The sequence below is a fragment of the Acinetobacter sp. V2 genome, assembly GCF_001188385.1.
GTDB lineage: Bacteria > Pseudomonadota > Gammaproteobacteria > Pseudomonadales > Moraxellaceae > Acinetobacter > Acinetobacter oleivorans.
This window is the reverse complement of sequence record NZ_JZFB01000008.1, coordinates 36,824-57,029: the sequence shown is the minus strand read 5'-3', so window position 1 is coordinate 57,029 and position 20,206 is coordinate 36,824. Positions and strand designations below refer to the sequence as shown.

The 20,206-nt window shown below is 40.4% G+C and carries 20 protein-coding genes; 11 read left to right on the top strand and 9 right to left on the bottom strand.

The features are described 5' to 3' along the window. Both UC75_RS22265 and UC75_RS17250 read right to left on the bottom strand, forming a co-directional pair. Positions 1–922, bottom strand: a 922-nt coding sequence (locus tag UC75_RS22265) for a YifB family Mg chelatase-like AAA ATPase (protein ID WP_228137470.1), incomplete at its 3' end; no start/stop codon positions are given. A 65-nt stretch (positions 923–987) separates the two neighbouring features. After that, positions 988–1,215, bottom strand: a complete 228-nt coding sequence (locus UC75_RS17250) for an accessory factor UbiK family protein (protein ID WP_004795193.1) — start codon at positions 1,213–1,215, stop codon at positions 988–990. Positions 1,216–1,493: 278 nt separating this feature from the next. Here UC75_RS17250 and glnK point away from each other — a divergent pair, with 278 nt between their 5' ends. The 6 genes from glnK to UC75_RS17220 all read left to right on the top strand — a co-directional run bounded on the left by glnK (position 1,494) and on the right by UC75_RS17220 (position 6,999). Further along, on the top strand, positions 1,494–1,832 hold the full coding sequence (glnK, locus tag UC75_RS17245) for a P-II family nitrogen regulator (protein WP_000780326.1): 339 nt from the start codon (positions 1,494–1,496) through the stop codon (positions 1,830–1,832). Between the two features lie 56 nt (positions 1,833–1,888). Continuing rightward, complete coding sequence (locus UC75_RS17240) at positions 1,889–3,283, top strand: ammonium transporter (protein WP_004795189.1); 1,395 nt, start codon at positions 1,889–1,891, stop codon at positions 3,281–3,283. A gap of 164 nt (positions 3,284–3,447) precedes the next feature. Beyond that, entirely contained in the window at positions 3,448–3,906 is a 459-nt protein-coding gene (nrdR, locus tag UC75_RS17235; RefSeq protein ID WP_004795187.1) for a transcriptional regulator NrdR, read from the top strand. Between the two features lie 15 nt (positions 3,907–3,921). Further along, entirely contained in the window at positions 3,922–5,007 is a 1,086-nt protein-coding gene (gene ribD, locus UC75_RS17230; protein ID WP_049838287.1) for a bifunctional diaminohydroxyphosphoribosylaminopyrimidine deaminase/5-amino-6-(5-phosphoribosylamino)uracil reductase RibD, read from the top strand. Further along, positions 5,004–6,296: a DNA adenine methylase gene (locus UC75_RS17225; protein WP_005301611.1), complete on the top strand. Its 1,293-nt coding sequence runs from the start codon at positions 5,004–5,006 to the stop codon at positions 6,294–6,296. The genes ribD and UC75_RS17225 overlap by 4 nt, the downstream gene beginning before the upstream one ends. A 43-nt stretch (positions 6,297–6,339) precedes the next feature. Continuing rightward, entirely contained in the window at positions 6,340–6,999 is a 660-nt protein-coding gene (locus tag UC75_RS17220) for a riboflavin synthase (RefSeq protein ID WP_004710964.1), read from the top strand. 61 nt (positions 7,000–7,060) lie between these two features. On the opposite strand, the gene UC75_RS17215 is transcribed toward UC75_RS17220, so the two are convergent. The 4 genes from UC75_RS17215 to UC75_RS17200 all read right to left on the bottom strand — a co-directional run bounded on the left by UC75_RS17215 (position 7,061) and on the right by UC75_RS17200 (position 9,934). Continuing rightward, positions 7,061–7,279, bottom strand: a complete 219-nt coding sequence (locus UC75_RS17215; protein WP_005301614.1) for a hypothetical protein — start codon at positions 7,277–7,279, stop codon at positions 7,061–7,063. A 130-nt stretch (positions 7,280–7,409) separates the two neighbouring features. Continuing rightward, positions 7,410–8,048, bottom strand: a complete 639-nt coding sequence (locus UC75_RS17210; protein WP_128825345.1) for a hypothetical protein — start codon at positions 8,046–8,048, stop codon at positions 7,410–7,412. A 37-nt stretch (positions 8,049–8,085) separates the two neighbouring features. Then, positions 8,086–8,493: a DNA polymerase III subunit chi gene (locus tag UC75_RS17205; RefSeq protein WP_049838286.1), complete on the bottom strand. Its 408-nt coding sequence runs from the start codon at positions 8,491–8,493 to the stop codon at positions 8,086–8,088. After that, complete coding sequence (locus UC75_RS17200; protein ID WP_049838285.1) at positions 8,486–9,934, bottom strand: leucyl aminopeptidase; 1,449 nt, start codon at positions 9,932–9,934, stop codon at positions 8,486–8,488. Before UC75_RS17200 ends, UC75_RS17205 begins: the two co-directional genes overlap by 8 nt. Before the next feature lie 143 nt (positions 9,935–10,077). Here UC75_RS17200 and lptF point away from each other — a divergent pair, with 143 nt between their 5' ends. The 4 genes from lptF (at position 10,078) to UC75_RS17180 (ending at position 15,122) form a co-directional block, all read left to right on the top strand. Beyond that, a complete protein-coding gene (lptF, locus tag UC75_RS17195) occupies positions 10,078–11,178 on the top strand; it encodes an LPS export ABC transporter permease LptF (RefSeq protein WP_013199136.1) in 1,101 nt (366 codons plus the stop codon). Continuing rightward, the gene (gene lptG / locus UC75_RS17190) at positions 11,178–12,248 is read left to right on the top strand and encodes an LPS export ABC transporter permease LptG (RefSeq protein WP_049838284.1); all 1,071 of its coding nucleotides are present in this window, start codon (positions 11,178–11,180) and stop codon (positions 12,246–12,248) included. The genes lptF and lptG overlap by 1 nt, the downstream gene beginning before the upstream one ends. Positions 12,249–12,374: 126 nt before the next feature. Next, positions 12,375–13,922 carry a 2,3-bisphosphoglycerate-independent phosphoglycerate mutase gene (gene gpmI / locus UC75_RS17185; protein WP_049838283.1) on the top strand — a complete coding sequence of 516 codons (1,548 nt, stop codon included), beginning with the start codon at positions 12,375–12,377 and terminating at the stop codon, positions 13,920–13,922. Positions 13,923–13,937: 15 nt separating this feature from the next. Continuing rightward, positions 13,938–15,122 (top strand): S41 family peptidase, encoded by a 1,185-nt coding sequence (locus UC75_RS17180; RefSeq protein ID WP_049838282.1) that lies wholly within the window; start codon positions 13,938–13,940, stop codon positions 15,120–15,122. A 2-nt stretch (positions 15,123–15,124) separates the two neighbouring features. Here UC75_RS17180 and UC75_RS17175 read toward each other — a convergent pair whose 3' ends face one another. The 3 genes from UC75_RS17175 to UC75_RS17165 are packed head-to-tail and all read right to left on the bottom strand — an operon-like array spanning position 15,125 to position 18,782. Next, a complete protein-coding gene (locus UC75_RS17175) occupies positions 15,125–16,543 on the bottom strand; it encodes a sigma-54-dependent transcriptional regulator (RefSeq protein WP_049838281.1) in 1,419 nt (472 codons plus the stop codon). A gap of 24 nt (positions 16,544–16,567) precedes the next feature. Further along, positions 16,568–18,136: a sensor histidine kinase gene (locus tag UC75_RS17170; RefSeq protein WP_049838280.1), complete on the bottom strand. Its 1,569-nt coding sequence runs from the start codon at positions 18,134–18,136 to the stop codon at positions 16,568–16,570. Positions 18,137–18,146: 10 nt separating this feature from the next. Continuing rightward, the gene (locus UC75_RS17165) at positions 18,147–18,782 is read right to left on the bottom strand and encodes a response regulator (RefSeq protein WP_003654436.1); all 636 of its coding nucleotides are present in this window, start codon (positions 18,780–18,782) and stop codon (positions 18,147–18,149) included. A 212-nt stretch (positions 18,783–18,994) separates the two neighbouring features. Here UC75_RS17165 and pbpG point away from each other — a divergent pair, with 212 nt between their 5' ends. Then, on the top strand, positions 18,995–20,041 hold the full coding sequence (gene pbpG, locus UC75_RS17160; protein WP_128825344.1) for a D-alanyl-D-alanine endopeptidase PBP7/8: 1,047 nt from the start codon (positions 18,995–18,997) through the stop codon (positions 20,039–20,041). The last annotated feature ends 165 nt before the right edge of the window (positions 20,042–20,206 follow it).

The following is a 20,206-nucleotide window of genomic DNA, read 5'->3' as shown; positions in this document are numbered from 1 at the left end:
CCTTTCTGTCAAACTCTGGAAGTTCATCTAAAAAGAGCACACCTAAGTGAGATAAGGTAATTTCACCCGGTTTAGGGTGAGATCCGCCCCCAACGAGTGCAATGGCTGATGCCGTATGGTGGGGTGCACGAAAAGGACGCTGTCCAAACGTATGCGGTGTATTTGAAATTGAATAAATACTCGCAACTTCAAGTGTTTCTTGATTAGAAAGAGGTGGCAAAATTGAAGGAAGACGTGAAGCGAGTAAAGTCTTACCTGTGCCCGGTGGTCCTTTAAAGAGCAGAGAATGTCCCCCTGCTGCGGCTATTTCTAGTGCACGACGTGGGCGTAGTTGACCTTTTACATCTGCCAAATCAAATTTATAAGGCATTTGATTTGAGGTCGTTGAAGGTTCAATCGAAGATAGAGATTTCGTGCCCAGAAAATGTTCACAGACTTCTTTTAAATGACTCACCGGATAACACTCAAGGTCCGGTAAATGATTAATATCCTGACTATTATCGAGAGGTAAAAGCATTTTATGCCTTGCCTGTTGACACGCCATTGCCAAAGTTAAAGTACCTGACACTGATCTTACATGGCCATCCAGCGCTAATTCACCAATTAATTCAAAATCTTCGGCGCAGTTTTCGGGAAGCTGACCAGAAGCAATTAAAATGCCTACAGCAATTGGTAAATCCAGACGTGACCCATCTTTGGGCAAATCTGCTGGTGCAAGATTAATGGTCAGCCGTTTAGTTGGAAATTGAAATCCACTATTAATAATGGCTGAGCGAACTCGGTCTTTACTTTCTCTTACAGCCGCTTCTGCTAGTCCGACAATGGTAAGAGAAGGTAAGCCTTGACTTACATGTACCTCAACTTCAATCAGAGGTGCATGTAAACCTAAAAGTCCCCGTGTATAAATTTTAGAAAAAGACATCTTATTGTTCCATTATGGTGCTTCATTTTTAATCGTTGTAAAGTATAAGTGCGCTACGTTGGTGCTTATTTTTTATTCTTTAAAGTTTCTTCTAACAGACTTACTTGTTTTTGTAGCTCTTCTAAACGTTGAGTGGCCGATTGAAGTGCAGTCTTTTGACGGTCAATCTCTTGTTTGGAAACAAGATCCAACTTTTCGACTGCTTCATTTAATAATGCACGTAAATTTTTTTCCAAATCTTTTTTAGGCTCATCAATTTGTTCCAAAATGGCCTGTAGTAATGTTTCTAGCATAAAATATCCAAAGTGTTGTATTACCTTATGGTTTACAGTTTAACACTGCTTGAACTTGGGATATAGGTTTCAATTCTTTTAGTACAAATAGAACATTAAATAAGCACTCAACGATACTGAAAATTCATTTTATTTTTAATAGCTCATCTACATCTTGATCACTAAATAGGTTATAAAGAAAGTTCATGCAATAGATTCATTTCCCTCAACCTTTGAAATATTGGCATGAAAATTGAACATAAAACCTTACTGGTGAAAAGAAGCCGAAGGAAACAAACATGAAGCTTGTAACTGCAATTGTAAAACCGTTTAAATTGGATGATGTGCGTGAAGCGCTCTCTGACATTGGTGTACAAGGGATTACCGTAACTGAAGTTAAAGGTTTTGGTCGTCAAAAAGGACATACAGAACTCTACCGTGGCGCAGAGTATGTGGTTGATTTCTTACCTAAAGTAAAAATCGAAATTGCGATTAGTGATGAAATGGTTGACGCGGTAATTGAATCAATTACTCGTGTAGCAAGCACTGGAAAAATCGGCGATGGTAAGATTTTTGTGACTAACCTGGAACAAGTTATCCGTATCCGTACGGGTGAAACTGGACCAGATGCTGTCTAATTGGCACAAAGCTTGCTGAGTAGAAAATAACTCGCAAATGAGGTTGGGGGACACGAATGAAAAAAATGCTTATGGCGCTGAGTCTATCAGGCGCTCTTTTGGGTGGTACTGCCGTTTGGGCAGAAGATGCTGTAACAACGCCTACATCGGAAGTTGCGGCTACATCAACATCTCCAGCTACTGCAACCACTGCAGAAGCACCAGTTGCTGAAACTCCAGCAGCTCCAGCACCAACACCAAAACTTGATACAGGCGATACATCTTGGATTTTAGTTTCAACAGCTTTGGTTCTATTAATGACCATTCCTGGTTTGGCACTATTCTACGGCGGTATGGTACGTAAGAAAAATGTATTAAGTACTATGATGTTCAGCCTTTCCGCTGCAATTTTAGTAAGTTTGCTGTGGGTGATTGCAGGGTATTCAATCGCGTTCTCTGGCACAGGTGCATTTTTTGGTGATTTGTCTAAAGCCATGCTCAACGGAGTCGCGTTTGATGCATTGAGCGGGACAATTCCTGAAAGTCTCTTTGTTATTTTCCAAATGACTTTTGCCATCATTACAGTTGCAATCCTTAGTGGTTCTATTGCAGACCGTATGAAATATTCAGCTTTCATGGCATTCATTGCAATTTGGGTACTTGTTGTTTATGCACCAATTACTCACTGGGTTTGGGCAACAGATGGCTGGTTGTTTAAAGCAGGGGCATTAGATTTTGCTGGTGGTACAGTTGTACACATCAACTCAGGTGTTGCAGGGCTCGTTGCTGCTTACATGCTTGGAAAACGTATTGGCCTTGGCCGTGAATCTATGGCTCCTCATAATCTGACTCTAACTGTTGTTGGTGCAAGCTTACTTTGGGTGGGTTGGTTCGGCTTCAACGGTGGTAGTGCATTAGGCGCGGGTGCTCGTGCAAGTATGGCAATTTTAGTGACTCAAGTTGCTGCCGCTGCTGCTGCATTCTCTTGGTTAGTTGTTGAACGTATGATCCGTGGCAAAGCATCTGTATTAGGTGGTGCTTCTGGTGCGGTAGCTGGTTTGGTTGTGATTACACCAGCAGCAGGTTTTGTCGGTGTAGGCGGTGCTTTAGTCATGGGCCTTATCGGTGGCGTAGTGTGCTTCTGGGGTATTACTGCACTTAAACGCTTACTTAAAGCTGACGATGCTTTGGATGCGTTTGGTTTGCATGCGGTAGGGGGTATTGTCGGTGCGATTTTAACTGGCGTATTCTACAGTGACGAAATTATTAAAGCAGCTAACGTTACCTTAGCTCCAACATTCGCTGGCCAATTATGGGTACAAGTTGAAGGCGTATTGGCAACCATGGTTTATAGTGGTATCGCGACTTTCGTTATTCTTAAAGTGATTGATCTTGTGATTGGTATCCGTGTGAACGCTGATGATGAGCGCATGGGTCTGGATTTAAGCCAACATGGCGAACGTATTGAATAATCATCATTAATATATCTGCTGTCTTAAAAGAACAGTCTTGCGCTGTGATCAAAGCGATACTTTGATCTTGCTCAGGACTGTTTTTTTGTCTTATAGAATGCTGGTTCTGTAAGTGTAGAAATTTTGCTACACTAGGTCAAAGTAATCGACCCTATAAATCCGCTATGCATTGTCCATTTTGCAACGCCGCAGATAGTAAAGTCATCGATTCACGTTTAGCCGCCGAAGGCTGTCAGATTCGTCGACGTCGTGAGTGTGTAAGTTGCGGTGAACGTTTTACCACTTTTGAAAGCTATGAAGTGGTAATGCCCCGTGTGATCAAATCGAATGGAAAAAATGAACCTTTCGATGAGGCCAAATTACGTCGTTCGTTAATGCATGCTCTGCAAAAACGTCCGGTCACACAAGAGCAGATCGAAACAGTTTTAAGTGATATTCAGTTGCAGATTCGCCGTTTAGGTGAACGTGACGTAAAATCTAGAACAATTGGCGAAATCGTCATGCAATCGCTATTTGCCCTTGACCATGTCGCTTATGTCCGATTTGCTTCTGTATATCAAGATTTTCAGGATGTTGAGGCTTTTCGTCGTCAAATTGAGCAAATGCAACAACGTGAACAATAACTATTTGAGATTTTTATGTCTGAGTTGAAACAAGATCAATATTGGATGCGGCAAGCCATTGAACTTGCCAAACGAGGTCTATATTCGACTAAGCCTAATCCAAATGTTGGTTGTGTCATTGTCAAAGATGATCAGTTAATTGGTGAAGGCTTCCATCCTAAAGCGGGTCAACCACACGCAGAGGTCTTTGCTTTACGTCAGGCAGCTGAACAAGCACAAGGTGCAACAGCCTATGTCACGCTTGAGCCATGTGCGCATTATGGGAGAACTCCTCCTTGTGCTGAAGCACTGGTTAAGGCTCAGGTTAAAAGGGTGGTTGTAGCATGTCCTGATCCAAATCCGCTCGTTGCGGGTAAGGGCGTTCAGATTTTGAAAAATGCCGGAATTGAAGTGGAAGTTGGCATTTGTGAAGATTTAGCAGAAAAATTAAATCAAGGTTTCTTAAAGGCGATGGCTACGGGTATACCTTATGTACGCTTAAAAGTAGCTTCAAGTCTAGATGGACGTACGGCAATGGCATCTGGTGAATCGAAGTGGATTACGGGTTCTGCTGCCCGTCAAGATGTCCAGCATTGGCGTGCTATTTCAGGAGCAGTGATTACAGGTATTGAAACTGTGATTGCAGATGATTGTCAGCTTAATGTGCGCTCACTCGGTCATATTGATATTGAGACAGTTGCTCAACCAAAACGGGTTGTTTTAGATCGTCAGGGGCGTTTGCCACTTAATGCTAAAATTTTAGAAAACCCTGAAACTGTGATGGTCATGGGGCCATATCGTGAAGAACTTGCCGATTTAGGCGTGATACAATTAGAAATTCAGCCTTTAAAAATGCTGTTACAGACCCTATCTAAGCAACATCAAATTTATGATGTATTGGTGGAAGCCGGTGCGACATTATCTACTGCCTTTTTACAAGAAGGTTTGGTAGATGAGTTGATCAGTTATATTGCCCCAACATTCTTGGGGAAAAGTGCAAGAGCCATGTTCAATGCAGAGTTTGAATATATGGCACAACAACTTCGTTTTACACTTCTTGATGTGACACAACTTGATCAAGATATACGCTTAAGGTTAATCCCTACGCAAGAGAAAGTATGAATTCAGAGCCTTCGGTTTATCACAAACGTCGTCATGCGGCCCGTACGACAGACGAATATCTTTTCCATCAGCTTGTTCCTTACCTAGGTAACAAGCGCCGATTGCTCCATCTAATTTTAGAAGCCCTTGAAATTACAGGGACACTGAATAGCAAGAAAAAGAATCCTCCGATTTTTGCCGACTTTTTTGCCGGCAGTGGTGTCGTGTCTCGTTTAGCACGTCAAAATGGTTACCGTGTGATTGCAAATGACTGGGAGCCTTATAGCCATGCGTTAAATCATGCGATTTTAGCTTGTACCGATGCACCTGCATTTAAAGAGCTAGGTGGCTATCAGAAGGCAATCGATTATTTAAATCGCTTACCTGAAGTTAAAGGTTGGGTTACGCATAACCTTTGCCCACGTAACGATGATGTATACGATCCAACTCGTGACCGTTTATTCTTTAAACGCCGTAATGGTATGCGTATTGATGCGATTCGTCAGCAGATTGCAACATGGCAGGCGCAAGGTGCAATTAATGATGTAGAGATGAGTGCTTTGCTTGCACCATTACTCTATTCAGCAAGTTTTGTGAGTAATACCAGCGGTGTATTTAAAAGCTTTCATCAAGGGTGGGGCGGACGTACACAAACTGCATTGGAACGAATAGAGTCATTGCTTTGGTTAACACCAAGCCGTTTTTGCGAGATTGGTGACCGTAAGCGTCCTGCTGCTGAAATGTGGTGTGTAGATTCACAGCATCTCGCAAATCAAATGAGTGGTTTTGAAGTCGATGTTGCCTATCTCGATCCACCATATAACCAGCATGCATACAGCAGTAATTACCATGTTTTGAATGCATTAACTTTATGGGATCAGGTCGATTTACCTTCACCAGACACTAAAGGTTATAAGAGTGGAATTGATAGAGCTTGGCGTAAAGAGCGTCCAAGTCCATATAACTCTTCTAAATATGCGAAAGATGCGTATGAAAAGTTACTTTCAACCATCAATGCCCGCTATATTCTGACCAGTTATTCAACTGATGGTAATATCGAGCCTAAAGATTTGCTTATGGCTAATCTGGAGCGCGGCAAAGTGACCCTGTTAACACAAGATGTTCCACGCTATCGAGTAAGTAAACAGCGACAGTCTGAACGTGCACGCGTGCTTGAGTTTATTGTGATTACTGATACTCATGCTAAGTCAGGACCACCATTACGTCAGTTATTAGGCCAGCTTTACCACTTCGCCGAGCTAGGTGGTGTAGATACTTCAGGTAATAGTACACAGCTCGCACTTTGGTAAGCGCTGCAATTTAAGCAGTGTAAAAAGATTTGGAGATTGAGCCATGTTTACAGGCATTATTGAAAGTTTAGGAAAAGTCGAAAGCCTGCAAAGCGTAGGTGGTGATGTGCGTTTACGTATTCAGACTGATCTGGATATGTCAGATGTACATTTGGGTGACTCAATTGCGACCAATGGTATTTGTCTCACCGTGATTGAATGGGGCGATAATTGGTACGCAGCGGATGTTTCTCGTGAAAGCTTGAATCGAACAACTTTAGGTAACTGGAAAGTTGGGCAACGTGTCAATGTTGAAAAGGCAATGTTACCGACAACACGCTTTGGTGGACACATTGTGAGTGGCCATGTTGATGGTGTGGGTGAAATTACTGTAGTACGTGAAGATGCTCGCTCAATCTATTATGAAGTTACAGCACCCGTAGAACTTGCTAAATATTTAGCGGAAAAAGGTTCTGTGACCGTAGATGGGATTAGCTTAACGATTAACCACTTACGTGGAAATATTTTAAGCTTAAACTTAATCCCGCATACAGCAGAGCGTACTAACATTGGAACATGGCAAGTTGGTAGCAAAGTAAACCTTGAAGTCGATGTTTTGGCGCGTTATATCGAGCGTTTATTGCTAGGTGACAAAGCAGCTGAACAAAAAACAGAATCAAATATTAGTATGGCTTTTTTAGCTGAGAATGGTTTTTTAAAATAAAAAGCTAAATTGTTAAAATAAAAAAACCGGACACTTGTTCCGGTTTTTTTATTTTGAAAATTTATTGCTTGGTTAGCGTAACCGAGTTTGTGCCGACCCATGGTTTATTATGTTGGGTGCGTGTAATTGAAAATTCGCCTTTTTCTGACTCTCGTGTGAGTAAGATAGATAAAGAGTTAAAGTCGTTATGACTCATATAAAGTTCTTGTGCTGAAAATGTCCATTGTTCACCCTGATTAAGCTGCTCAAGTTGCATTGAAATCTGATGCGGAATGTCCATTTTTACCCTCATTAATTTTCATAAATCACGATGCGATATTCTAATAATTATTTGAACTAAAAGAATATTGTGCATGACTATTCTGTGACATTTAAATGTCATTTTTATGACAAAGAGAGCCTTAAAAACTTTACTTTTCTATTTTTTCATCAGAAAACTTAGAATTCTTTAAAATGTATTCAATTTCTTCTTGAGCTGCCGAATTTAGCTTAGCTCGGAAAGCTGTTACAGACTGTTCAATTAAGCTCTCAGCTTCAAGCTCTAAACGAATGCGTAAACTTTCAAGCTCAGATAAGATTTGATCATCGGTAATACTAAGTTTTACGCCAGCAGAGTAATTGACTGCCGGTGTTTCAGGGTTTTTCTGATAACGTGCAGTTTGTTCTGCAACCTCTTGTTCTAAATAACTACGTAATGTGTGTAATGTTTCAGTCTGTTCATTAAATTTTCGAATTTCGTCTGCTTGCAACTCCGCAGCATAAGCAGCTTCTGATGCACGTTTGTCAGCAAGCGATTTTTCTAAAGCAAGTTGACGACGAATACGTGCTTGCTCAATGAGCTCCGCTTTAAGATCTGCGTAGGCTTGTTCAATTTTTTGCTGTGATTCTAACTGCGCTTTTTCATCATTTAAAACCCAAAGCTGAATAGGCGTTTGAGGCTCTAGTAAGTCACAAATACGTGCCAGATCCTGTTGATAGGTATGACGGACAGCTTCAGGCGCATTTAACCATCTTTTTTTAAAATCTTGCCCGACATTTAATGCCACCATGTTTCTCCTTGATCAACAGTATTTACATTTTAGCGCGTTATAATTTAAAGGTCCGCGGTTCTATACCCAAACGGCGATACATTTTAAATTTTTCTCGACCAATTTGCTTGGCTGTTTCATTATTTTCAACAATTTCTATAATGTGGCTAAAATGATCAACTTGTTCAAGTGCATGATTGTTAAAATTAAATACTAACAGGCCTTGTTCAAGTGGTTGTTTAGCCGAAATACATACAGCAGCATCAGTCTGGTCAACGCCATGCCCAATGAAACTGACAGGGTCGAATTCCCATAATCTTTCATCAAGCATCTGTTGTAGCTGCACATCTGGGCAATACCACCAGATTTTAGGATGCTTCTGTAATATTTTTCGACATAAACGGCAAGCACTATCGACTTGCCGTTCTTCGCTGGTTTCAAACAGATAAAAACTAACTTTAGCCATTCGTATTTACACGATTCGCTAAAAATTGCATGAGTAATGGTACTGGACGACCCGTTGCACCTTTAGCTGGACCAGATAACCATGCTGTTCCTGCCACATCTAAATGAGCCCAACGATATTCACGTGTAAAGCGCTCAAGGAAACATGCAGCTGTAATCGCGCCGCCATATGGTCCACCGATGTTTGCAATATCCGCAAATGGTGAATCAAGTAATTCTTGATAATCGTCAATCACTGGCATACGCCATACACGGTCAAACGATTGTTCACCAGCTTGTTGGAGCTCTGCTGCCAAAGCATCATCTGGTGAGAACAACCCACTGAGTACTTTGCCTAAAGCAACTACACACGCACCTGTTAAGGTCGCAATATCAACCACGACTGCTGGATTAAAGCGTTTAATATAGGTCAATGTGTCACAGAGTACTAAACGGCCTTCAGCATCTGTATTTAGAATTTCAACAGTTTGACCGCTCATGGTGGTCACAATGTCACCTGGACGAGTTGCTTTACCAGAAGGCATATTTTCTGCTGCTGCAATTGCACCAACTACATGAATAGGAAGTTTTGCTTCGCATAGGGCACGAATGGTACCAAGTACAGATGCTGCACCGCACATATCGAATTTCATTTCATCCATGCCAAGGCCTGGTTTTAATGAAATACCACCTGTATCAAAAGTTACGCCTTTACCCACGAGAACAACCGGAGCTTGATCAATCTGTGCTTGATATTCGAGCGTTACAATACGACCCGGACGTTCAGATCCTTTGCTGACTGCAAGAAAAGCATACATGCCTAAATCAGCCATTTGCTGCTCATTTAAAACAGTTACTTTAAGTAAGTCAGGGAATTCTGCGGCTAAAGCTAGAGCCTGTTCTGCCAAATATTCTGGGAAACAAATATTCCCCGGACGGTTGCCAAGATCACGTGCATAAGACTGACCAGACTGTACTGCATGTACTAAAGCCAGTTGTTTTTCATCTAGGCTAGTCGTTGAACTAATTAAATCAACCTGTTGTAACACAAATTCATTTTTTTTCGATTTAAACTCATCATAACCATAAGCTGCTTGAGTTAAGCTTAAAGCAAATAAATAATGGTGCTCGACAGGTAATGCAGCAATATCAATTGCGATATGCTTAAATTTATTTTGTGTTGATTTGATAATCGTTTGGGCAAGTTTAGCGAGCTTGACTGCCTGAAGTTCAGCCGTTTTTCCTAAGCCAAGTAATTGGCTGTGAGGCTGATTTGAAATCTGACCAAATAAAGGCAGAGTTTCATTGAAGTTGCCTTTAAATTGGGTCGCAGTAAGAACGCTTTCTAGGTTATTGATTTGATATGTGTTGACGTTACTTTGTAGCTGTTCTGAATCAACTAAAACCCACAAAGATTCATTAGATGTCTGTTCGGGAAAAGTTGTATAAGTTGTAAATTTCATGGCTGTCGTGATTGCCTATAGAAAGTTATGATGAATTAAAACATTGAAACACTTTCAAGCATAGCGTTGCAATGTGCGGTTTTATATTTTTAACATTCGGGTAAACTAGCAGTCGTCCCGATTAGCCTTTTGGAAGTATTACTTTGATTATTCGGCGTTATCTCGTCAAGCAAGTTGTCTCTACCTCATTGGTGGTCATTTCTTTATTGACCTTAATCATGATGGGTGGTCGTCTGATCAAATACTTTGGTGTGGCGGCACAGGGGCGTTTAGATGCCAGTATCTTGTTTAGCATCATTGGATATCGTTTACCTGAATTTCTAACACTCATTTTACCACTAGGTTTTTTCATTGGTTTAATGTTGGTGTTTGGTCGTTTATATGTTGACCATGAAATGGCAGTACTGAACGGTAGTGGTGTGAGCCGTCATCAATTAGCACGATTACTCATTCCAATGACGCTTGTTTATATGGTTTGTCAGTCTGTGCTTATGCTTTGGATGACGCCGTGGGGACTGCGTGAGTTTGAAAAATTAACCACCACCCAAGCGGTTCGGACAGGCTTCGATTTGGTTCGCCCAAGAGAATTTATTTCTTCTGGACCCTATACGATTTATGCAGGTTCATTGTCAGAAGACCGAAAGAATTTGAAGGACATTTTCTTTTATCAACGTGCGACCAAAGAAGATAAACCAGATGTCATGATCTTGGCAAAAGAAGCGACTCGTGTAGAAGTTGCAAATGACACAGCCAATGTCGTTGATTTGGTGCAAGGCCGTCGTTATGAAATATTCCCGGGACAACCAAAATATACGCAAGCAGAGTTTCAGTCTTATCGTCTACGTTTAGAAAATGATAAAGATGTTAAGTTTGAAAGTGGCGATGTAGAAGCATTATCAACGACTAAACTCTTTTCAAAAACAAATGATCCAGTCATAAGAAGTGAGTTGGGATGGCGTTTGTTTGGACCATTCACCATTATTATTGCTTTAATGCTTTCTGTAGCATTGTCTGAGGTGAGTCCACGACAAGGTCGTTATTACCGTCTTATTCCGGCGATTTTTATTTTTTCTAGTCTGATCGTATTAATGATTGCAATCAAGACTCGTATTAGTAAAGAAGAACTCGATATTTGGGCTTATCCTGCCGTGTTGGTGGTTTATGGCGTTGCAGCAGCCTTATTTTCACGTAAACAGAAGTTGGCACCAAAAATCAAGAAACAGATCAAGCGAGTGAAATTATAATGTTAGCACGTCGAATAGTCGCCAAATATGTGACGAAAACCACTGCGCTTGCAATGTTTGGCACCACAGTTGTTTTGTCGATTTTACAGATCTTATTTACGTATCTGGGCGAGTTGGGTGAGCTCAAACCAGACTATAACGCATGGCAAGCTCTCATCTATGTGTTATGGGGCGCTCCTCGTTATCTATATGAAATTTTGCCCATTTCTGCCTTGATTGGTGCGGTAATTGGTTTAGGGTCACTAGCAACCAGCAGTGAACTTATTGTTATGCGCTCTGCTGGTATTAGCTTATGGCGTATTGTTGGTTGGGTGATGCGCTCAGCTTTACTGCTTATTATTTTGTCTTTTGCCTTAAGTGAATGGGTTATTCCATATACAAATGAAAAAGCAGCAAGTGTTAAAAGTCACCGATCTGTAGCTGCTTTAGGTGAAGTGAAAGGTTATTGGTCACGTGAAGGGCAGCGATTTATCTATATCGACTATGCTAACTCTCAAGGCAATTTAAAAGATATTCAAGTGGTCGATTTTGACCAGAACTATTACTTGCAATCATTAATTAATGCTCAGCAAGGACAGTTCGTAAAAGATGGTCAATGGGCTTTGAAGAAAGCAGAACAAATGGATATTTTGGCGGCAGGAAATGCCATTAAAACTGACCATGACGAACAATCGCTTTCTTTAGCATTACAGCCTAAATATGTGCACATGGTGACTTTAGACCCTGAAGATTTATCGCCAAGCCAGCTCATCAGTTTCATGCGCTATATGGATGAATATAGTCAGGTTCCAAAAACCTATCAATTGGCTTTCTGGCAAAAAGTTGCCTCGCCATTTTCGTTGATTGCTCTAGTTCTCGTGGCATGTTCATTTATTTTTGGGCCATTACGCCAACAATCGATGGGTTTTCGCTTGGTGATCGCATTGTTTATTGGTTTGAGTTTCTATTATTTGCAAGATTTCTTGGGTTATGCCAGCTTGGTTTATGCCCCGTCTCCTGCATGGTTTGTACTCGTACCTATCTTGTTAATGTTTGGCGCAGGAAGTTATTTGCTTTACCGCGCTCGCTAGTAATAATTGAAATTTATGGTTTTCATCAATCGTAGATATTGGTGAAAGCCATAGGAAAAAATAGAGTCTTGACCGAAAATTCGGTAAGATATTGTGACGAAATTGTAGACAAAAGAGAAATAGATTATGACGGATGCAACTGCTGGCAAGATCCCTCACGTTCTGGTCATTATGGATGGTGTTGGTCACCGTGAAGCGACTGAAGATAATGCCTTCCTTGCAGCAAAAACACCGAATTTGGCAGCAATGACTGCAAAGCATCCAAATAGTCTAATTTCTGGTTCTGGCGAAGATGTTGGTTTACCTGATGGACAAATGGGTAACTCTGAAGTTGGTCATATGAACCTTGGTGCAGGCCGTGTGTTATATCAAGACTTTACCCGTATTACTAAAGATATTCGTACTGGCGACTTTTTTAAACATGAAGTGTTGATTGACGCTGTTGAAAAGGCCAAAGCTGCTAATGGCGCTGTTCATATTATGGGCTTGCTCTCAGAAGGTGGCGTCCATTCACATGAAGACCATATTGTGGCGATGTGTGAGCTTGCATTAAAACGCGGTGCAAAAGTTTATTTACATGCTTTCCTAGATGGTCGTGATACCCCTCCACGTAGTGCTCAGCCATCTTTAGAAAAATTAGATGCATTATTTGCTCAATATCCAGGTCAAGGCCGTATCGCGACCATGATTGGCCGCTACTTTGCAATGGACCGCGACAACCGTTGGGATCGCGTTGAACAAGCTTATCGCTTGTTAACTGAAGGCGAGGCACTTCGTACTGCACAAACAGCAGTGGAAGGATTAGAGTTAGCTTATGCAGCCAATGAAAACGATGAGTTTGTAAAAGCGACTCGCATTGGTGATATTGCTAAAGTACAAGATGGCGATAGCGTTGTATTTATGAATTTCCGTGCTGACCGAGCTCGTGAAATTACTCGCGCATTTGTAGAAAAAGACTTTGCTGGTTTCGAGCGTAAAGTTGTACCAAATCTTTCTAAATTTGTGATGCTTACTCGTTATCAGGCTAGCATTGATGCGCCAGTTGCATACATGCCAGAAGCTCTCAAAAATTCATTGGGTGAATATTTATCTTCTCTTGGAAAAACTCAGTTACGTATTGCCGAAACTGAAAAATATGCTCATGTAACGTTCTTCTTTAGTGGTGGGCGTGAAGATGAATATCCAGGTGAGAAACGTATTTTAATTCCATCTCCAAACGTTGCGACATATGATCTAAAGCCTGAAATGAGTGCTTATGAAGTAACTGATGAATTGGTTAAAGCTATTAATTCTGGTGAATACGATTTATTGGTTGTGAACTATGCCAATGGTGATATGGTAGGCCATACAGGTATTTTTGATGCGGCAGTTAAAGCAGTTGAAGCGGTTGATACTTGTTTAGGTCGTGTCTATGAGGCAGTTATGGCAAAGAAAGGCCACATGCTCATTACTGCTGATCATGGTAACGTTGAACAGATGCAAGACTACGAGAGTGGTCAAGTTCATACTCAACATACAACGGAACTTGTACCGTTTATCTATGTTGGCCCAACACAAGCAACAATTGCAGAAGGTGGTGTGCTTGCCGATGTAGCACCAACGATTCTCAATTTAATGCAGATTCCTGTTCCTGCTGAAATGCAAGGACGTAACCTGATTACATTATCTGCATAAACCAAAGGTGATTGGATGCTGCAACACATTAAATATAAAAAACTTATTGTAAGTATGTTGCTGTGTTGCAGCCAATTTTCTTTTGCGGCGCCAGTTGTAAAAGAGAAATTGTCACCTTTGCATTCTGATTCGGAAGAACCAGAACATAGTTATGCAGAGGTGCCGATCGAGTCGATTCAACAGTTTGTGCAAATCTATGGAATCGTTCGAGATAACTATGTCGATGTGAAGTCTGACGATGCCTTATTTCAGCAAGCCATTAAAGGGCTAGTAAGTGGGCTAGATCGTTATTCACGTTATTTGTCGGCAGAGGAATATCGTCAACTCATTCAATATACCGAAGGTGACCTTGCTTCGGTCGATTTTGCGTTAAGCCCTGAATTACATCTCCATAAATGGATAATTCGTGATCTTAAAACAGGTTCAGACTCATATAAATTAGGCTTAAGAAATGGTCAGACGATTCTCAAGATTGATAATCAAGACCTAAAAAACTTAAATCAAGATCAGGTGCTCGGACTGCTTTATGGTTCTATCGGAAGTACGCTTCAAGTACAAGCAGAAGAGTTAAGTGGAAACATTAACTTAGTTCGTAATAAAAAAATAGAAACCGATATCGAACCTGTAATGCTACATAATCAGGTTTTAGTACTCAAAATTAGGGTATTCCAGCAAGACACTGCTAATGAAATTAAACGGTTAATTGAAGAAAATAGTTCACCACGTTTAAAAGCCGTTTTAATCGATTTGCGCAATAATCCGGGTGGATTGTTATCAGCAGCAGTCGAGTCAGCAGATTTATTTTTAAATAACGGAATTATTGTTTCAACCAAAAGCCGCTCGGAAGGTAACCAGCAATTTCAGGCTTTGCCCGGCAATGAATTTCAGAATATAAAATTAGGTATATTAATTAATCATCGCTCTGCATCGGCAGCCGAAGTTTTTACTGCGGCCATGAAAGAACACCAGCGTGCATGGGTCATGGGTGAAAAAAGTTATGGAAAAGGTGTAGTGCAAAAACTATTTCCTTTACCAAGTGGTGCGGCACTACAAATGACAGTCTCACACTATTACACGCCAAACGGCAATATGATTGAAGGGCAAGGTATTCAGCCTAATCAGACCTATCCTTTGCCCCCAGAAATGAAAGAAGACGTCTATTTAGATCGCGTTGCAGACTTATTTCTAAAGAAAAAGTAGTTTTATACTTCCTCTCCCAATTCGGTATCTAAGCCAAACTTTTTCAGTCGATAGCGTAAAGAACGAAAGGTCATTCCTAGCTTTTTAGCTGCTAATGTTCGGTTCCAATGTGTCATGTCCAATGCGTTCAATAGAAGATCTTTTTCAATATTTTCTAAGTAGCGTTCTAAACCTTCCATTGGTAGTTTTGGCCGAGTTTGGGCAATCGTAGTTGATGTGTCATTCACTGGTTGAATGGTTATTTGAGAGTTAACACTACTGCCTCTAAGAAGAGGTGCTAGGTGTGTTAAATCAATAAATTCATCATCACTTAAGGTAATAGCTCGTTCAATCATATTTCTTAATTCACGAACATTACCCGGAAAATCTTGCTGCAATAAATAAGTTTCACCAGTTGTAGTTAATTGTTTGCTTGGAATTTCCCATTCCATACAAACTTTTTGAATAAAATGATTGGCTAATAACAAAATATCGCCACCGCGCTCACGTAGTGGTGGCAACATGATATCCATCACATGAATACGGAAAAATAAGTCCTGACGGAATTTACCTTGTCGGACTAACAAATCTAAATCTTGGTGGCTGGCGCTGATTACTCGAAAATCAACATCAATTTCCTGATCTGAACCTACTGGACGAATTTTTTTCTCTTGCACGGCCCGAAGCAATTTAACTTGCATACTTAAAGGCAATTCGGCAATTTCATCTAAAAATAAACTACCGCCATGAGCAGACAAAATAAGGCCTTGTTTATCTTGAGTCGCTCCAGTAAAACTTCCTTTTTTATGTCCAAAAAGTTCACTTTCCATGAGCTCAGTTGGGATGGCTCCACAGTTAATCGCAATAAACGGGCCTTCGCTGCGATTACTCAAGCGGTGAATAAGATTAGCAACAACCTCTTTACCTGTACCAGACTCGCCTGTAACAAACACAGGAGCTTGAGAGCGGGCTATTTTTTTAATAGCTGTCCGTAAGTTTTGTATTGGGGGAGAACGACCAATTAATAGGTCATTTTCCAAAGTTGTTTCACCAAACTCATGCTCTGGTTTTGGCTGATTTAGCGCCTTTTTTAATAACTGATCTAAATGAATTTGGTTAATAGGTTTACTTACAAAGTCAAAAGCTCCTGCCTTTAACGCTGCAATTGCAATATCCATATTGCCGTATGCAGTTAAAACTGCAATTGGTGTGTGTGGGTAAGTTTGAGATACGTGTTTAACCAATTCTAAACCGCTACCATCAGGTAGGTTTAAATCGGTTAAACATGCATCGTAATGAAACTGAGTAAAGAGTTGTTTGGCCTGTTCAACCCGATAAGCAAGATGTGTTTTAATCCCCATTCGTGCAAGAGTCATTTGCATTAAAAGGCACAAATCTTCTTCATCGTCTACAAGCAAAACCAGTGGTTGCTGTTCTGCCATTTCCCCAAAAACCTAATAAAAAAATCAATATATTATTGGGCATTCCATTCGGAAGCATGCCCCTTGTTTTTGCTCTACATAAGTGAGCTTTGCATGGTTTGCCTCACAAAAACTATGAGACAAATATAATCCTAAACCAGTTCCATTAATTTCGGTACTAAAAAATGGTTTAAATAATTGAGATATATCACGTTTTGAAACCCCTTCGCCGTAATCGATCACATCAATATAAATTTTATTTGTTTGTGAGTGAATGTTGATCAGAACATGGGGTGAATCGGGTGCATTATGTCGTAAAGCATTTCTGACAAGGTTAATGAGCACCTGTCTAAGTTGTTTCTCGTCAAATAATAATTTTAAGGATAAATTGGAAATTTTAAGCTGTATAGAATGTTTAACATCTAATAGATCTTCATCTAATAACGTCTTTATGAAATTGTTTAATTCAATCTGGATAGGGTAAGTTCTTTCGCTGCTGGCAAGTCCTAATGTATCTTGAACAATACTATCGATGCGTTTTGTTTGTTTGCCAATCATACGACGTAAAGTATTTTGCTGTTCTGAATCACTATCTTTAAGTAATTCATTTGCCTGAACAATGGCTGCTAAAGGGTTGCGGATTTCATGTGCAATGCTGGCTGAAAGTTGCCCTAAGGCAGCAAGTTTGAGTTGTTGAGCTTGCTGATTGATCTGCTGTGCATCTTGTAATATGAGTAGCGTCAATGCTTGTTGCGGCACCACAAGATGTTGCACTTTAATGTTAATAGAATATGCCGATAGTCGAGACTCAAAAATAAATCGATCGCCTTCTTGCAGGTTATCAAACTTAAGAATTTCAAATAAATCGGGGTGCCATTTCGCTAAAGGGTATTTTTCACTGGCAAATTGAGGAGGAATCCCTAACAGAGAGCAGGCAGCCGGATTACTTAAAACAATGTCGTAGTTTTCATCTAGAACCAAATAGCCTTCTTCAATTTGTTCCAAAATATAGCGGTTAATATTTTGTAGTTGATAGAGTTCTATGGATTGGTGGAAAGTCAGTGCTTCAAGTAGTTTAAAGCGCTGTACCGCAATTTGCCCAATGCCATGCACCACAAAAAATAAGAAGGCTAATAAAGCACTATTACCAATCGTATTTAGATTATTGTAGTCAAACAAACTACCAACAAAACGCTGGTAAATAACGGCAATGACTGCAAGTAATGTAATGAGTAAAGACATTCTTGCGCTGAGTAAAATTGCCGAGGTAAATATAGCAATAACATACAGCAAGCTGAGTTGTAGATTTGGTTCACCTACAGAAAATGTAAGTAAACTCAGACAGATAACATCAACTACAAAAAATAAAATAAGCTGCTTGGTTGCCTGAGTTGCAACAAACTTAAAACACAAAAGCTGAAGAAGGCTTAATATGGAATAGCCGAGCAGGGTATAAGAATATAAAGCGGGTTGTTGTAGACTATTGTCGATTTGAGCATCGGTTAAAACCAAAATAATATTGAGGCTAACCGCAATAATAAGACGATATAAACCATACCACGTGCCCAAACGAAAAATCGTATGGGACAACGATGAGTTTAAGGGAAATTGCATATAAGTTTAATTATGGCTTGATCAAACCATAACGGATCGCAAGATGAGTGAGTTTAACGTCGCTATCGATAGCGAGTTTTTCAAAAATACGGTAGCGGTAAGTATTAACCGTTTTTACACTTACAAAAAGTTTGTCCGCAATTTCCTGAGCGCTAATACAATTTACAACCATCATTGCAACTTGCATTTCACGTTCGGATAAAGCGTCAAAAGGCGATTGTTGCGTGTCAGATAGATAAGAACTCGCCAACTGCTCAGCAATATCGGCACTGAAGTATTTGCCGCCTTGCATGACTTTGTTGATTGCCCGAACCATTTCTGTAATTGGAGCACCTTTAGTGATATAGCCTTTAGCTCCTGCTTTAAGCAGAAGAGAAGGGTACGGTTCTTCTGATAAACCACTTACAGCAATAACTTTTGTGTCTGGTGCGGTTTGTAGTAAACGACGTGTCGTTTCTACGCCCCCGATGCCTGGCATGTTGACATCAAGCAACACAACTTGAGGATGTTTCTGACGAACAATAGCAATTGCTTCTTCACCCGATTCGGCTTGTCCAATGACCTCTACATCGGCATGATCTTCTAACATACGGCAAATGCCTGTACGTACAAGTTCATGGTCATCCACAACTAAAACTGTAATCAAGAAGACCTCCTTTCTTTCAAAAAACAAGTTTTTTGTTACATAAAGCAAAATTAGCTTGCAATGGAATGACAAAATTAGCAATCCTATTCTTATATAGTGAGCGAATAGTTGTGCACAATTGTGTCGGTAAAAGCTTTATACCTTATACCTCAAATGTAAGGCATAATTATAGTAAGCGCAAATGTGTATCACCCTGAGTCGAGTATTGTGCCGTGAAAAATTCTAAAAAGTCTTTAATACATGTGCTAAGCATGTCTATTTTGCTTAGTTTGAGTTCAACAAGCTTTGCAGAACTCGTCAATAACCCGTCCTCAGGGAGTAGTGGTACTGCAAGCTTAAATTGGTCTTCAGCTGATGCTAGCCAATTTTTGAATGAGGAAGATGATGAGCCAACTCCACAAGGTTCAACGTCTGTAACTACGACATTGCGTGGTGGTAGTGCACCGAAAGTTATAGCATCTGCTCCTAAGCTTGCTCCAATTCGTGATACGAGTGGTTACAATGCTCAGCCGAGTGTAAGTGCTCGAGCTGCGTTAGTGATGGATGCGCAAACGGGTGAAGTGCTGTTTAGTAAAAACACTAATGCTTCTGTGCCAATTGCGTCTATTACTAAGTTGATGACAGCAGTGGTAACAGCAGATGCTCGTTTAAACATGTCAGAAGAAATTATGCTTGAGCAAATTGATTTTGCTGGGGCAAACGGTAAAAATTCAAGTTCAACACTCCGTGTTGGCGACAAAATGAACCGTGCAGAAGTATTGTTGTTTGCTTTGATGAAGTCTGAAAATCCTGCAGCGGCAGCTTTGGCGCGTACTTATCCGGGCGGTCGTCCTGCATTCGTAGCGGCAATGAACGCTAAAGCACGTGCTTTAGGTATGAATGCAACTCATTATTATGAGTCAACTGGTTTAGATCCACGTAATGTATCTTCTGCACGTGACTTAGGAATCTTGGCAAGTACAGCTTCTCAATATGGTTTGATTCGCCAATTCTCAACTACACCGACCTATGACTTTAACTTGGGTTATCGCGTGTTGAAATCTAATAATACCAATGCTCTAGTGCGTAATGGTGGTTGGAATATTAACTTGTCTAAAACAGGTTATATCAATGAAGCAGGTCGCTGTGTTGTCATGCATACGACTGTAAACTCGCGTCCAGCAGTGATTGTATTACTTGGCGAGCCAAGTACGCAGGCACGTAATAACGATGCAACTAACCTATTAGGTTGGTTAAGTAATTTACCAAAACGTATTTAATTTAAATATTCTAAAAACGCTTCTTTCAAGAAGCGTTTTTTTATGGCTGTAAAAAAGACATAAAAAAACGGCTGTGTTGAACAGCCGTTTTTTGAAAACTCAGATTTTACATATTAGATAAAATCGAATCTTTTACTTGGCTCATTGTTGCATCAATTGACAACA